The organism is Anaerocolumna sp. AGMB13020 (assembly GCF_033100115.1).
GTDB lineage: Bacteria > Bacillota > Clostridia > Lachnospirales > Lachnospiraceae > Anaerocolumna.
This window is the reverse complement of the sequence record NZ_CP136910.1, coordinates 4611282-4625036: the sequence shown is the minus strand read 5'-3', so window position 1 is coordinate 4625036 and position 13755 is coordinate 4611282. Positions and strand designations below refer to the sequence as shown.

The 13755-nt window shown below is 38.2% G+C and carries 8 protein-coding genes and 1 pseudogene; 1 reads left to right on the top strand and 8 read right to left on the bottom strand.

What is annotated here, in order from left to right; all coding sequences use genetic code 11:
• Window positions 1–40 precede the first annotated feature (40 nt).
• The 8 genes and pseudogenes from R2R35_RS19230 to R2R35_RS19195 all read right to left on the bottom strand — a co-directional run bounded on the left by R2R35_RS19230 (window position 41) and on the right by R2R35_RS19195 (window position 12538).
• On the bottom strand, window positions 41–1849 hold the full coding sequence (locus R2R35_RS19230) for a hypothetical protein (RefSeq protein ID WP_317731445.1): 1809 nt from the start codon (window positions 1847–1849) through the stop codon (window positions 41–43).
• A gap of 405 nt (window positions 1850–2254) precedes the next feature.
• Window positions 2255–4486, bottom strand: coding sequence for a DUF2339 domain-containing protein (locus tag R2R35_RS19225; protein WP_317731444.1), 2232 nt, complete (start codon window positions 4484–4486; stop codon window positions 2255–2257).
• A gap of 73 nt (window positions 4487–4559) precedes the next feature.
• The gene (locus tag R2R35_RS19220) at window positions 4560–4985 is read right to left on the bottom strand and encodes an SRPBCC family protein (RefSeq protein ID WP_317731443.1); all 426 of its coding nucleotides are present in this window, start codon (window positions 4983–4985) and stop codon (window positions 4560–4562) included.
• A 71-nt stretch (window positions 4986–5056) separates the two neighbouring features.
• Window positions 5057–5773, bottom strand: coding sequence for a hypothetical protein (locus R2R35_RS19215; RefSeq protein WP_317731442.1), 717 nt, complete (start codon window positions 5771–5773; stop codon window positions 5057–5059).
• Window positions 5774–6125: 352 nt separating this feature from the next.
• Entirely contained in the window at window positions 6126–6710 is a 585-nt protein-coding gene (locus R2R35_RS19210) for a hypothetical protein (RefSeq protein ID WP_317731441.1), read from the bottom strand.
• 322 nt (window positions 6711–7032) lie between these two features.
• Window positions 7033–7418, bottom strand: a pseudogene (gene gloA2, locus R2R35_RS19205) (SMU1112c/YaeR family gloxylase I-like metalloprotein).
• Between the two features lie 232 nt (window positions 7419–7650).
• Window positions 7651–10086, bottom strand: coding sequence for an endoglucanase (locus tag R2R35_RS19200; protein WP_317731440.1), 2436 nt, complete (start codon window positions 10084–10086; stop codon window positions 7651–7653).
• A gap of 391 nt (window positions 10087–10477) precedes the next feature.
• Complete coding sequence (locus R2R35_RS19195) at window positions 10478–12538, bottom strand: glycoside hydrolase family 31 protein (RefSeq protein ID WP_317731439.1); 2061 nt, start codon at window positions 12536–12538, stop codon at window positions 10478–10480.
• Window positions 12539–12861: 323 nt separating this feature from the next.
• On the opposite strand from R2R35_RS19195, the gene R2R35_RS19190 reads away from it, so the two are divergent.
• The gene (locus tag R2R35_RS19190) at window positions 12862–13734 is read left to right on the top strand and encodes an AraC family transcriptional regulator (RefSeq protein ID WP_317731438.1); all 873 of its coding nucleotides are present in this window, start codon (window positions 12862–12864) and stop codon (window positions 13732–13734) included.
• Window positions 13735–13755 lie beyond the last annotated feature (21 nt).

The following is a 13755-nucleotide window of genomic DNA, read 5'->3' as shown; positions in this document are numbered from 1 at the left end:
TAACCTTATTCTTTGCCTGGGCTATATCTGTATGAACAGATTATTTCTTTACTGTAAAATTAACAGTGAAGGAGGAGGAAATATTATTGCTGCCGGTAACTGTTACTGTTGCCTTATAAGCTCCTGCCTTAAGTCCGGTTACGGGTCTAATAGTAAAGGAATCACTTTCATTTAAGGTCAGGCTGCTGATAGAGGTCTTTGATAGCTTGAAATATTTACTTCCACTTCCTGATAAGGATACCTTAAGCTTTCCTGTAGGCCCTCCGATATTTTTCACTGCTACCGTGTAAGCTTTTTGATTTTTGTAGCCAACCTTCGCGGCTGTGAAAGTATATTTGCCGGATTTTGAAAGGGATATTCCGTATTTATCAGGTTTTAATACATTATCAAGAGCTGTCACAGCTTCACTGGCGAAATCAACCTTGCTAAGTCCATCAATACTGCCCTCTGCCGTTACTGCATAAGAAGTCTTTAAAACCCATGCAAGTTCAAGCATATACTCAGTATAAGTTCCGTCATTAGCAGCATTCTTATGGAGCCACTGTTTCGTTACAGGTTCTGCTTTATCCTTGTTATAGCTGATCAGGAATGGTAATTGAAGACGAATAGCATTTTTATCATTTCCTTCACTCCAAGGTGTTGTTGAAGTAAGAGTTCCGTTTAAATCTCCATTTGGATAGTAAGTGATACTATTGTTCTGCTTAGAATTGTTCTCTGTCGTAAAGTTGCCAAGATACTTTGCAAGTTCACCATAAAGGTAGCTTATATTTCCGTTTCCTGTAGTGGTGTTAACACTATTTCTGGAATTAAAAGCACTTGAGGAAGCTGTTACTTTATTAATGTCATCACCGGTGCCAAAGGTTAACTGATTCCCCAGTGTGGTGTCATATACATAAACTTTCTCATAGCCATATTCTTTCGCTTTTCTTGCAACACTTCCGATGATGGCCTGTGTATTGTGGCACCAGGAAGCACCAAAGAATATGATGTGATCGCCAGGAGAATTTAACAGATTGATCAGTTCAGCGAAGTTCACCTGATGCAGTGCAAATCCACTTTTGTCTGCATTTGTAAAGATTTCTGTTGTTGCAGCTCCTGTTCTGTTTCCTAAGGGATCTGCAACTCCGTTGTTATAATTAAAATAGGTCGCAGAAGCATTATATACTCTCTGAAAGAAATCAAAGTCTGTTCTTACACTGGAAGGAACTACTGTTCCTTTGCTCTTACCGCCTCTAAAAACTTTGGCTATGCTTGCTGCGGAAGCATTTCCGTTATATTCATCCGTATCTTTAAAACTGAAATATGCTGTAATTTTGTCAGTACTCTCGCTGTTATAAGAAAACAGCAAGGTATCATTCACGGTATAGCTCTTTATGGGCTCTTCTGCTGGAAGTAAGGCGGTTATTCTGGTCCATAATTCATTCACAGAAGTTCCATTAGCTGTCTTAAAAACAGTATTGCTCTTAGTTATATCAAGCTGGTAACCATCAATAAAAGGATCAAAATGATAAATCTTTGTTATTCCATCTTTTTTAGCCTGCTTATTAATACTGCTCAGGATATCCTGACTGGTAGTCAATTTAGGACTGCCAAAAACGATATAGTAGTTACCTTTGCTGCTTAGGATATCAAGTAATCGTTCCTGGGTTACTGACTCAAATACATGCCCTGTTCCTATACCTTCATAAGAATCAGCAATATAGTCTCCGGTGGTTCCTCCATTAACCTTACTCCAGGAATAGGGCTCAGGGGCTGCTGTTTTTGCAGCTGCAACCGTATTAAACAAAACTGTAAATGCAAGTGCAAATGTTATAATGCCCGCAGTTGCTTTTTTTAAGATTGATTTCATAAATGTCCTCCCTTGATATGATGCTTACCTCGTCGTGTAAATTGTTGAAATGTTCATCTTTCAATTCATACTATACTTATATGAATTCTATGTATTAAATTTATGTTTTGTATAGTAGCATACGAAATTATAAAAGTCAACTACAAAAATAAAAATTTTGGTATAAATAACAAATTATGAGACTAGACAATCTGTTTTCTGTTTCATCTCGAAACACCCGGTGCAAGATACCGTATTTTCTTACTTTTATCTCCAAAGCCAGGAGCATTCAGAAGATAATTTCTATATTGCCGGTAGAAAAAATATGCTTAGAATTAAAAAAACTCCTTCCTATGACAGACAGTTTTTGATCGTTAAAACGTCCGTTATAGGAAAGAGCACTTCCTTCTTTATGTCCTTTTTTACTTATTTTGTTGACTCGCTTAATTTATTATAGATATAACTGATGAAGAAGCATAATCCTCCTCCCATTATCAGTGCAAGAACCTTGGTAATAGAGTTTTCCTGAATCAAATCCACCAGTATGAACTTTGCTACCATAATAATTGTCAAAATCAGACCATATAATCTGATACTTTTTACTTTCAGCTTAAAACCAACGGTTATACTTACGATTGCAACAACCAGGCCGGCTATGCTATAGACTACCGATATAAAACCTAAGTCTAAGAACGAACCCAGTATAGTCCAGGTTAATATCAAATATTTAAGAACAATCCAGATACCAGTTACTGTATTATTACGCAGCTTTCCCTGTAAGAAGATTCTTGTTTGTAATAAGGCAACTGCTATTACAGCCAGCGTAAATATTAATTGTATCATTACCTTGTCTGAACTGGATACTCCCCACAGTCCATATAAATATAAGCCGGTCGTAAGAGTATATAGAACTATGTCCAGGGTCGTATCATTCTCCAGGGATTCATTTACGCCAAACAGCTTGAACTGTTCATTCTTCCAGCTCTTGAAGTAATCAATTTTTATCAAAGCTATGACGGCGATAATAAGAAGAAGATACCCTGCTATATTATCAAGATATGTATTTCTGCTGGAACTCTCAAAAAGTCTGACAATATTGGAGGGGATACCAAAACAGCAAAATATAACCACTGGAACAGCGAATAATTTTAACAGGTGTAGCTGTACATATCGCTTTAAGCTGACACAACTCCATAACAGATATCCCATCAGTGCTAGCTGTATCAGACCAAAAACCGCACAAATTGGATTATTGGAAGGAAAACGAAGCAGAAAAAATGAATCAACTACCACAATTGCCCCTATCAGCAGCGTCTGTTCTTCCCGCTTAAAGATTTTCCCGCAGGCAAGTAATAACAGTCCAATCAGTACAATTCCCGTAGGATCACCAATAAGTTCAATATTTATCAGTAAAGCTGTGATTGTCAGCATTATGCTGTAGTATATTGTCAGCCATTTTTCAATCCATTTATGTAATATATAGTTCAGTATAAACTGAACCAGATTCACAGCGAAAAATAGCAGATATATATGCCGTATGCTTATATCAAGATAAATCACATTTAAGTATGTCATAGCTAAAACAGTTAATATCGTCGTGACGATACTCACCACAAAATAGAACAGAACCAAGTCTGTATTGATTCTTACCTTGAACAAGAAATTCAAAAGCATATATATGATTAATACAATTGCAATTTGCAGAAAATACCCCTTTAAAAGCGGATCATCACCAAAAATACCGTCTGCATAACATCGAACTAAAATGGTGCTATAGCTGACGAAGGACATCATTATGCTAATAATTATTTCGAAATTCTTTCCTTTAAAGGTTGTATAAAACATAACTGCTGCTATAACCGTGCTAAACAATATCAATAATAATAAATCTCTGTCCCCTTTTATTAGCAGTAAACCTAAAATCAAGGTTATGTAACTGCCTATGTAAGCTATTACAGATGTGAAGAACAGTTTCGTATAACGGGTCGAGATCATAAACAATACTGCCCAAAATCCCGCTAATATAATTGATAAGTTGTTTCCAATCATATGAAATGCCAGATTGGCAGATAATATGGTGATAAACAGTAATCCTGCTCCTGTTCCAAGTATTATGGAGGTTATGGGATTTCGTCTTGTCCTTAGAAACCAGAAACCAAATACAGATAATACAATACCTGAGACAGCCAATAGTGATATTTTAATACCTGGAGTCATTCGGTTCCACACTAAACCTATAAAGGATATTGCACCAACGAAAATGAGCACTGCTGCCAATACCCCGATAATATACTTTCCAATCAGAGCCTCTTTGTCTTTTTTATTATTTACCTGAGGTGATGAATTTGTTCTTTGATTCAGTGACTGCCTTTGGGTAGAAGACCTGGAGCCAGCCGTTCTTTGATTTAAAGGGCGTCTTTGATTAGGCATTTGATTGTCTAACATTTGGTTCGCTTGCGTTTGGTTCACTGGCATTTGGTTCACCAGCATTTGATTCACTGGCATTTGATTCACTGGCATTTGATTAACTGGCATTTGACTTACTGTACCATGTACTTCCGTATCGGGTGTTCTATTTATTTCTGACCTTTTTATGATACTTTCTAAAAGAGCTACCCTTTGTTCCAGCTCCGTAATTCTCTCCTCTGGTGATTTCATAAAACACCGCCCTTCCCATTGGCTTTCGATTTCCCTTTATACACATTAAACTCCCTGCTTAACCAGTATGTGTTTATATCGATGTTTCTTCCGTATACCTTTTAAAATTGTTCAGTATTGCCTGCCAACCCTCTTCCTGCATTTTAACAGGGTTTTCTTCTTCCGCTTCAAATGCTTCTGTAATTTGGGTCTGATTTCCTATACTCTTAAAATTTATTGAGACTTTTCTACCATCCTCTAAGGTATATTTGATAGTCTCATGTAATATAATCTCGTCATAAGTTCCTGAAAAATCAAAGCCAAAGCTTCCGTCCTTTGCTTCCATTCTGGACCGAAAACTTCCACCTGTTTTTAAATCATTTTCTGAGGCGGTGGTATGCCAATCCTCAGAAGCACTGTTCCACCTTTTTATATGTTCAGGCTCATTAAAGGCTTTCCATACTTTTTCTACAGGTGCATTAACAGTTGTTTGAATCGTTATCGTATGTCTGTTACTCATCTCTCTTCTCCTGTTCTTTCTGTGAATGTAATTGCCTTTCTTACTTTAACCTTTACAATAACCCTTTATGCTTACTTTACTATAAAAGATAATGTTCTGGCCAGAATCGCCAGTATGGGTAAAATTACAAATAGAATATTTTTCTTCAGTCTTTTATCTGTATGGGGGCTTCTTAAAACCGTTACAATGCTCCATATTAATGTAACTATCATTATAACTCCAACCGGAACTACTATGTATGGGTACTCACATATCATAACAACCAGGAAACCTATTGCAGTTCCAATACCTGTTATATACATTAACAGCAGTGCATTTTTACTTTCGCTTTCCTTGACCTTGATGTTCATCCATACAGATAATAACTTTTTTATCTCAGAATAATCTTCTATAGACACAGGTATAAAAATATATTTAACTTTGTTTTCTGTATTAATCATAATACCTTTATTCTTATACTCTGTGAGGGATATCACTTCAAATTGTTCAATTTCTATTGTAGAGATATTTTTCTGGTATTTAATGATCTTATTCTCAGATAACTCTATCCTGTATGATGTCAGGCTATCCTTATTATACTTATTCCCACTCTTTAACCCGATTATTACCGCAATTACAATAAGGATTAATACCATTGGCAGTACCTTTAAAAACTCATGAAATTCATCGCCGTAACCACCTACTATAAGACCTGATAGAATGGCAAATACGGTAATAGGTAATGCTAAAAGCAAACTTTTTCTCTTTTCATGCTTCATATAATTTTCGGATAATTTATATTCCTTCACTTTTTGCCTCCCTTTGCCTCTATAAGCTGTATATTTGTGTAAATATCTTTCATTATAACAAAATTCCACATTAAAACAAGATTTATTACCATATGTTTACTTATATTACAAATAAAGCATAAATGCAAAAATTCCTTACTCTGTCTTGACAACAGAATAAGGATGTATTATAGAAAGGGGCTGTTGCATTTAATAAAAATGCTGCGTTAAGAAGCTTTTGACTCTTACCGATTTTCATTTATTTAGCAGCGGCCCCTTCCTTTAGGAAAGATTTATTGAATTTTTATGAGGATAATTTGATTGTATATTTATAAGAACGATTTATGGATTTTACCATAATTACCATAAATAATTACTTCTGAATCTCTTGAACTCCGGAAACTTTACTGGTTGCATCCATGGTAAAGGTATCCTTTGCTTCCTGGCTGGTAAAATAGATATTTCCCTGTACTTCATTGTCAACAAGCTGAAAATTCTGAGCATCTACGATTACATCCCCTACAAATTTTCCATGCTGTAAGCTTGCATATGGGCTCTTAATCGTAAGTTTCGGTACTGTAAGCGTATATCTTGCAGTAATGTTTCTGTCTGCATCCTGTGAGTATAAAGCTACTTTACGTTGAACTATATCTTTACCGCTGTCATCTTTCTTTCCATTGGTAAATTCGCCCTCTATTACAAGATCCTTGTCAAATGTAAGATCTTTTGTAGGACATATGATCCAGGTACCATCTGCACTAATGGCCTTTTCAAAACCCTCTGTAGTATCAACAATTGATGCGGAAGAGGTTCCGTCAGTTTCCCCGCTGTTACCAGTCTCTGATTGACCTGAATTTGTTTTCATACATCCGGTTAGCAGAAATACCAGCATGGTACTCATTAATACATAACTTATAGAACGACTAATCATATTCTTTTTCTTTACTTGCTTACTCATTAACATCTTTTCATTTTCCTCTCATTTAATATGGTCCGATCGGTTTTTTATTCACCTTTTTTTAAGTATCTGCCAAGTAAAGAAATTTTATACATAAGATTCAAACAATTACAATCACTATCCCTGCTAGCTCTCTTCTCTCTATTGCATCATTTTTTTACAGCTTCGTTTTTTACAGCTTCGTTTTTTACAGCTTCGTTTTTTACAGCTTCGTTTTTTACAGCTTCGTTTTTTACAGCTTCGTTTTTTACAGCTTCGTTTTTTACAGCTTCGTTTTTTTACAGCTTCGTATTTTTATGGGTAACGTATATTATTATGTCATTTAACTCTCGTAGAATTCTAAAGGCAATCCGTCAGGGTCTTGAAAAAAGGTACATTTCTTACCGGTTATTGTATCAATTCTTATCGGTTCTACATGGACACCTTTGCCGTTTAGCTCTCTGACTGCCAGTTCAAGCTCTTCTACTGCAAAAGCAAGATGCCTCAATCCCGCAGCCTCAGGATAACTGGGTCTCATAGGCGGGTTCGGAAAAGAAAACAGTTCAATAAGGTATGTCCCGTGAAGTGAGAGATCAAGTTTATAGGAATCTCTTTCTTTCCTGTATACTTCCCTTATGATCTGAAGACCCAATATTTCTGTATAAAACGCTTAGATTTAGTGTAATCACTACAAATAATGGCTATATGATGTACCTTCTTTAATTCCATATATTCTCATTCTCCTTCTTAATTACTGTGGTATGACTGTGTTATTGCAATATTACCACAATGGACTTATCTGAAAACTTTAGGTATTCTCTAAATACTCTGCTTATTATGATATATTATAACACATGCCTTATAACACCGCTAATATATTACCTTATCATAAAAAGCCTTTCATAAAGCAAAGCAAAAATGCTCTGATTTACAAAAGGCTAAAGTGGAATAATTAATTATTTTATTTTGGAGGTATAGGCTGATCAATTGAATCAATGTCACCATACACCAAACCTCTGGTTCCGGTAGCAACATAGATCCTACCGTATACCCTGGGATCGCCGGATATGGATCTGATATCACCAAACTGATGCTCATCATCGTTAATACGTATCCAGGATATACCTTCATCCAGGGATTTATAAAAACCATACTCTTTGCTGATAGTACCGCTTGTATACAATGTGTTTTTATTACTTCCCGGAGCAGCTTTGCCAAGGCCTATGCGCTTAATATAATCCCCGTCTTTGGACACTCTATTCCCTTGAAACCGATCCGTTTCAGTGTTATAGATAAGCTTCCACAGACCGTCCTGATTCATTGAAAGCCAGATGCTCCCTTCCTTCCCAGGTTCAACTCTGATTTCATAAGTCTGCTTGCTGTCAATGCCGGCTAAGTTAACTTCTGGAAACCCTGGGGGTACTTCTTTCTGATGAAATGTCCCACCTCCATCCGTGCTTACATAAAACCCTTTGCCAGCCTTTACTTCACTGAAACCGTAGAATATATCAGGATTCACGCGATCTGCCATAACTTTAAAGGGAAGTTTATCCTCGTTAATATCCTCACCTTCCAGATTGTATATTACAGCCCGAGCCCAGTGCTTTCCTAAGTCTCTGGTATAAACAAGTCTTGATGCGTAAATCGGAATTCCAATTGTCCAAAGAATCGTAGCACCGTCTGCCGATACAGCAGCCCAGCCGGAAGTAACATTGGGATTCTTTAAGGCAAGGAGCTGCTGATCCAAATCCTCAGTTAACCCAACAGGCTCTGCTACTTGCTCCCAGGTGTTTCCCTGATCGAAGGATACAATCAGTCCGCCTTTGGTGTTACCTTTCCAGTTGCCTCTGGGTGTTACTACTAAGAGATTGGGATTGCTATCTGGATAATCCGCATTCATGGCAGTTATCCATCTGTCCTGCTTGTAATCTTCAAAGGTATTTCTAGCTGGTTTATCAAGATCTTTAAATACAAAACCGCCATAATCTCCAATAATATCAATCAGCTTAACCTCACCTGACGGCGGTGAATAGATATTCAGATGAACTGTTTCCTCCATACCGGTATCACAACAGAACCAGTTTACACCTTTTTCTTCTTCTGCATTCCTTAAATCTTTGGTCATAAAAACACCTGCACCTGTATTAAAGACTGCCATATTGCTGTTAAATGGATTTATTTTTACATCCGACATCCAATGTATCAGTGATTCATTCCCGTTATATTCAGGTTTTTGATAAGACACATTAAAATCAATTTTTCCTATTTCAAGTCCTGATAGAATCGGGGTCCAGGACAGCCCATAATCTGTGGAGTGGTAAATGGTATCCGGTGATGCCAGAATTGTAGAACAGATCAAGGTACCGGGATTACTGGTATCTGCACTGATTCCTCCCATACCATACCCAATTCTTCTGCTGGTAGTCTCATTCTCTTGAAAGAACGAAGCAATACTATTAGCAGGTGTTATATCCAATGCTTCAATGACATTTCCTTCAGGGCTAAATTCATAACGATAAAGCGCGCCATCATACCCTCTTCCCGTATCACAGCCATAACTGTCCCAGTTAGACCACCCGATATTGTAGGCGGTATAGGTAATATAAAGATACTGATTGATAAAGGCAGCCCTTTGTCCCACATATCCTGGGTAATCAGAGGGTCCTTCTGTTACCGGCACAGGTTCTTTGTGCAACGGGCTAAAGGTCTCACCCCCATCATTGCTGATATATACACTTTGACCCCTGACATTATCACCGGGAGAGCCGCCTTCCCCACTGGTGGCTACGATAATTCTTTTTGACGGTCCACTCTCATCGTTAGCAGGAGCAATTTCAACAAAAGAAATATTCTTTTCCGGTGTTCTGCCGGGATAGCTTATAGTAAGCTTCTCCCAGGTTTTACAACGGTCCTTTGTCTTCCATAATCCATTTTTCATGGTTCCCATATAGAGGATATCAGAATCCTTCGGATCTACTACCAGTCGTTCTCCGGTAGAACGCCCTGGTGCATTCCCATGCATGGCTACAGAATTACCCAATTCATCAACAGGCACCTCAAGATATTCAAAATGGTTCCCGTAATCCTTCGAAAAGGCGATCTTATGTGTTGGGTACAAACCTACCATAGCGTAAAGATATCCCGGATTATTTGGGTCAAGTGCAATTGAAAGTGGATAAGTCTTCCAGACCTCCGTGTCCGTTGCAGAATCTACTAAGGAAATCCAGCAATCCTTCTGGAAATCATATCTGTATATTCCGCCTATATCCGTCCTGCAATATAAAATATCAGGTACCACCGGATGGAATACAAAGCCGGTAACAAATCCACCTCCAGGTACACTAACAGACTTATAGATATACTTCTCTCTTAGATTATTCCTTACATTATCAGGCATGTTTTTCTCCTCAATCCTCTTATAAAAATCTCTCTATAGCATCCTTTTCTCTCTATATTTTCAATAAAGCTTATAAGTCATGATTTTCCATCAAAAAATCTTGCGTCCAAAGAATGTCAGGCAAATTACACAGAACAGAAAGAACGAATGCGCCTATGGAAAGGTATTAGAAGTCCTTTTCTCTGGAGGTTTTGTGCTATACTATAAAACGGATTGTTTGAGCGTAGCGAGTTATCCGTTTTATAGTATGTCAAGCACAAAACTTCCAGAGAATTAGGACTTCTTATACCTTGGAATTGAAGCATGAGTTTTTTCTGTTCTGCGTAATTTGCCGTCCCCTTGCGAAAACCTCACTCTTATTACCTTCCTATTATTTGAAACGCTAAGTTTATCAATAAATAGGATAAACTTTCTCACTTCTTACAAATAAAGGTATCTCATTTACAGGTGCATCCACGATTACAAATTGACCACCTTCCAGTACCTCTTTTGTCTTTGCATTTCTCCAGATCTGGTTCTTCGGAAGATATACCTTTGCCTGCCTTTGACCAAGTTCAAAAACAGGAGCCACTAAAATATCTGCTCCGAACATATATTGTGTTTCAACGTTCCAACATACCTCATCCTCCGGAAATTCATAGAACATGGTTCGCATGACAGGAGTACCCTTTTCATGGGCTTCCAACATGCAATTTCTTATATAGGGACGGAGTCTTTCTCTCATCTCAATATAAGCTTTCATAATAAGATAGTTTTCTTCTCCATAACTCCAGATTTCATTGTCGGTTCCGGTCATCATCTGTGTTACCCCATCAATTACTGCCTGCTCCGGCTCATGGTGCGGAACTCTTTCTCCATGAAGACGAAATACCGGTGAGAACACGCCAAAGGCAAACCAGCGCAGCAATAGTTCCTGGAAATCCCTATCTTTTATATACCCGCCTAAAAAGCCGCCGATATCCGTTGTCCACCAGGGAATTCCTGCGATTCCCATATTCAGTCCTATTTGCAGCTGTTCTCTCATTGCCCTGAAGGTAGAAGAAACATCCCCTGACCACACCAGCGCTCCGTATTTGGAACTTCCTGCCCAGGCAGAACGAACTAAATTACAGATGTTTTCCTGTCCTTCTGCTGTCATACCATCGTAATAACCTTTTGAATACATCAGCGGATAGATATTAGAGCATTGTAATGCACTTCCCTGCTGATATCGGTACAGGTCGAAATCATAAGGACCAAATTCCGGTTCCGCTTCATCCAACCAGAAGATTCGGACACCTTTGTCATAATAATTCTTTTTGCATACCTGCCATACATAATCCCTTGCTTCTTTATTCGTGGCATCAAAGAATACGGTTTCACCCATCCAGTTCATATTGATATTCAAACCTCTGTCAGCAGAAATGAGATATCCTTCCTGTGCCATGGTTTCATAATTTTCGGAACGGCTGTCAATGGTTGGCCATACCGATACCATAAGTTCTATTCCCATAGACTTTAATTCTGCTATCATATTCTCCGGATCCGGCCAGTCCCTGGGTTCGAATTTAAAATCTCCCTGTCTGGTCCAATGAAAGAAATCAATTACGATTACATCTACCGGTATCCCACGTTTTTTGTATTCTCTGGCCACCGTAAGAAGTTCTTCCTGGTTGCGATACCTGAGCTTACACTGCCAGAAACCCATGCCATATTCCGGCATCATGGGAACTTTTCCTACTGCATCGGCATATTGCTCTTCAATCTGTGCGGGAGTATCACCTGCTGTAATAAAGTAATCCAGTTTCTTCGTACTATAACTGATCCACTCTGTCCGATTGGTTCCAAAAGTTACGGTACCGATGCCTGGATTGTTCCATAACATTCCATAACCTCTGCTGGATATCATAAAGGGTACACTGGCCTGGCAATTTCTATGGGCAAGTTCTAAGGTTGCTCCTTTTTTATTCAAAATTTTATCCTGATATTGTCCCATTCCATAGATTTTCTCATCGTCATAGGCCTCAAAGCGAAGTGTGAGCTTATAATCACTGGTACCGGTAATTGGTTTCATTTCTCTTCCTGAAATATTCAAGGGAACACAATACCTGTCAATACGGTTTCTGTCCCTGTGATATTCTTCCGTAAGTACTTCTCCTTTACTGTTTGTAAAGGAAAGCCATCCTTCTCCATTGAAGGAGGCGGTTATTTCACCATTTTTTATAGAAGCTATCTGGCATTTTACGCCTTCCTTGCCTTCTTCTTCACTCCAGGGTTCCTTTAATATCACCTCTTCAAGGATTATTTCAGCTTTGCTTTCCTTTGGTTCATCGGTAAGTGCCCAATCATTTCGATCCATTGCGGCGTCCTTTGTCATACGAACCCTTAAGGAATTAGTTCCCCAAGGCTCAAGCCATATAATCTCTCTGCCCGATTTTGCGATTAATCTGTTTCCTTCAACGGCAAATTTCATAATATCTCCTTTCGCGAATATCAATTCTTCCCTTTGATATTCCAGATTTCATCTCCATATGCTCCTTGGCGCTCTCAATCAGAAGTGAAGTTCTGATATTCAACTTTTCCTGGCTATCTGTAAGTTCTTATTTCTTTTTTCTACTGCGTACACATTCTTACATCAATCAAAGCTTTTTGGGATTTACTAAGCCATACCACTTGAGCTATTGTTATAATGAAAATCCATGATATAATTGTATTATATTAATTATTTGCGCATATTTCTTGAATTAAATTGTTAATTACTAACACAATATTGCTAATTCAAAAGGAGCTTGTCTTATGAAATCCAGAGTATTACTAAAGGAAAAAGCCGTACATGGAACAGCCTTAATCCCCATAGCTATTCATCATCTAAGCTACCGGCAGAATACGGGCAATTTCTTCTATCTGCATTGGCATGATGAATTTGAATTTGTCGCAGTCTTAGAAGGTGCGATGATCTATACCATAGAAGAGAAAGAATACACTGTAAGGGCTGGAGAAGGCCTATTCATTCATTCCAATAAACTGCATGCTGCCAGAGCATATATGGGCCTGCCTTGCGAGGCCTGCGTAGTACTATTCCACCCAGGGTTATTCGGAAGCACCCATAGTCCTACCTATTCTAAATTCCTGCAGCCTTTTTTAAAAGGAGAACTAAACTTATGTCCCAACATAACACCTGCCGAGGAATGGCAACAGACAATTCTACGCCTTATATTAGAAATGGATTCTTTTAGAAAAGAAAATTTCATTGAAAATGAGCTGCTTATCAAGAGCCGGATTTTTGAAATGTGGCATTTGTGTTATCAGCATGCAGAAGCTGCACAGGCATTAAAGGATAAGAAGAACTATAAATTAGAAAGGCTGGAGCCAGTCATCGATTATATACATAACAATTACAGAGAAGAAATATCCCTGGAGTCCCTGACCGGGCTGCTCCCTATGAGTGAAGGTCAATTCTGTCATACGTTTAAGGACGTTATCGGAATGTCCCCCATTGCCTATGTTATCAGGCACAGAATTTTACAGAGCTGCAGCCTGTTAACCCAGACGGACTGGAAAATCTCAGAGGTTGCCAGAATTACAGGTTTTAACAATATCAGCTATTTTAACCGTGAATTCAAAAAATCCATTGGCTGTTCTCCGGGGGCGTATAGAAAAGAAAGCTGATGGCACCTTAAAAATCCTAAC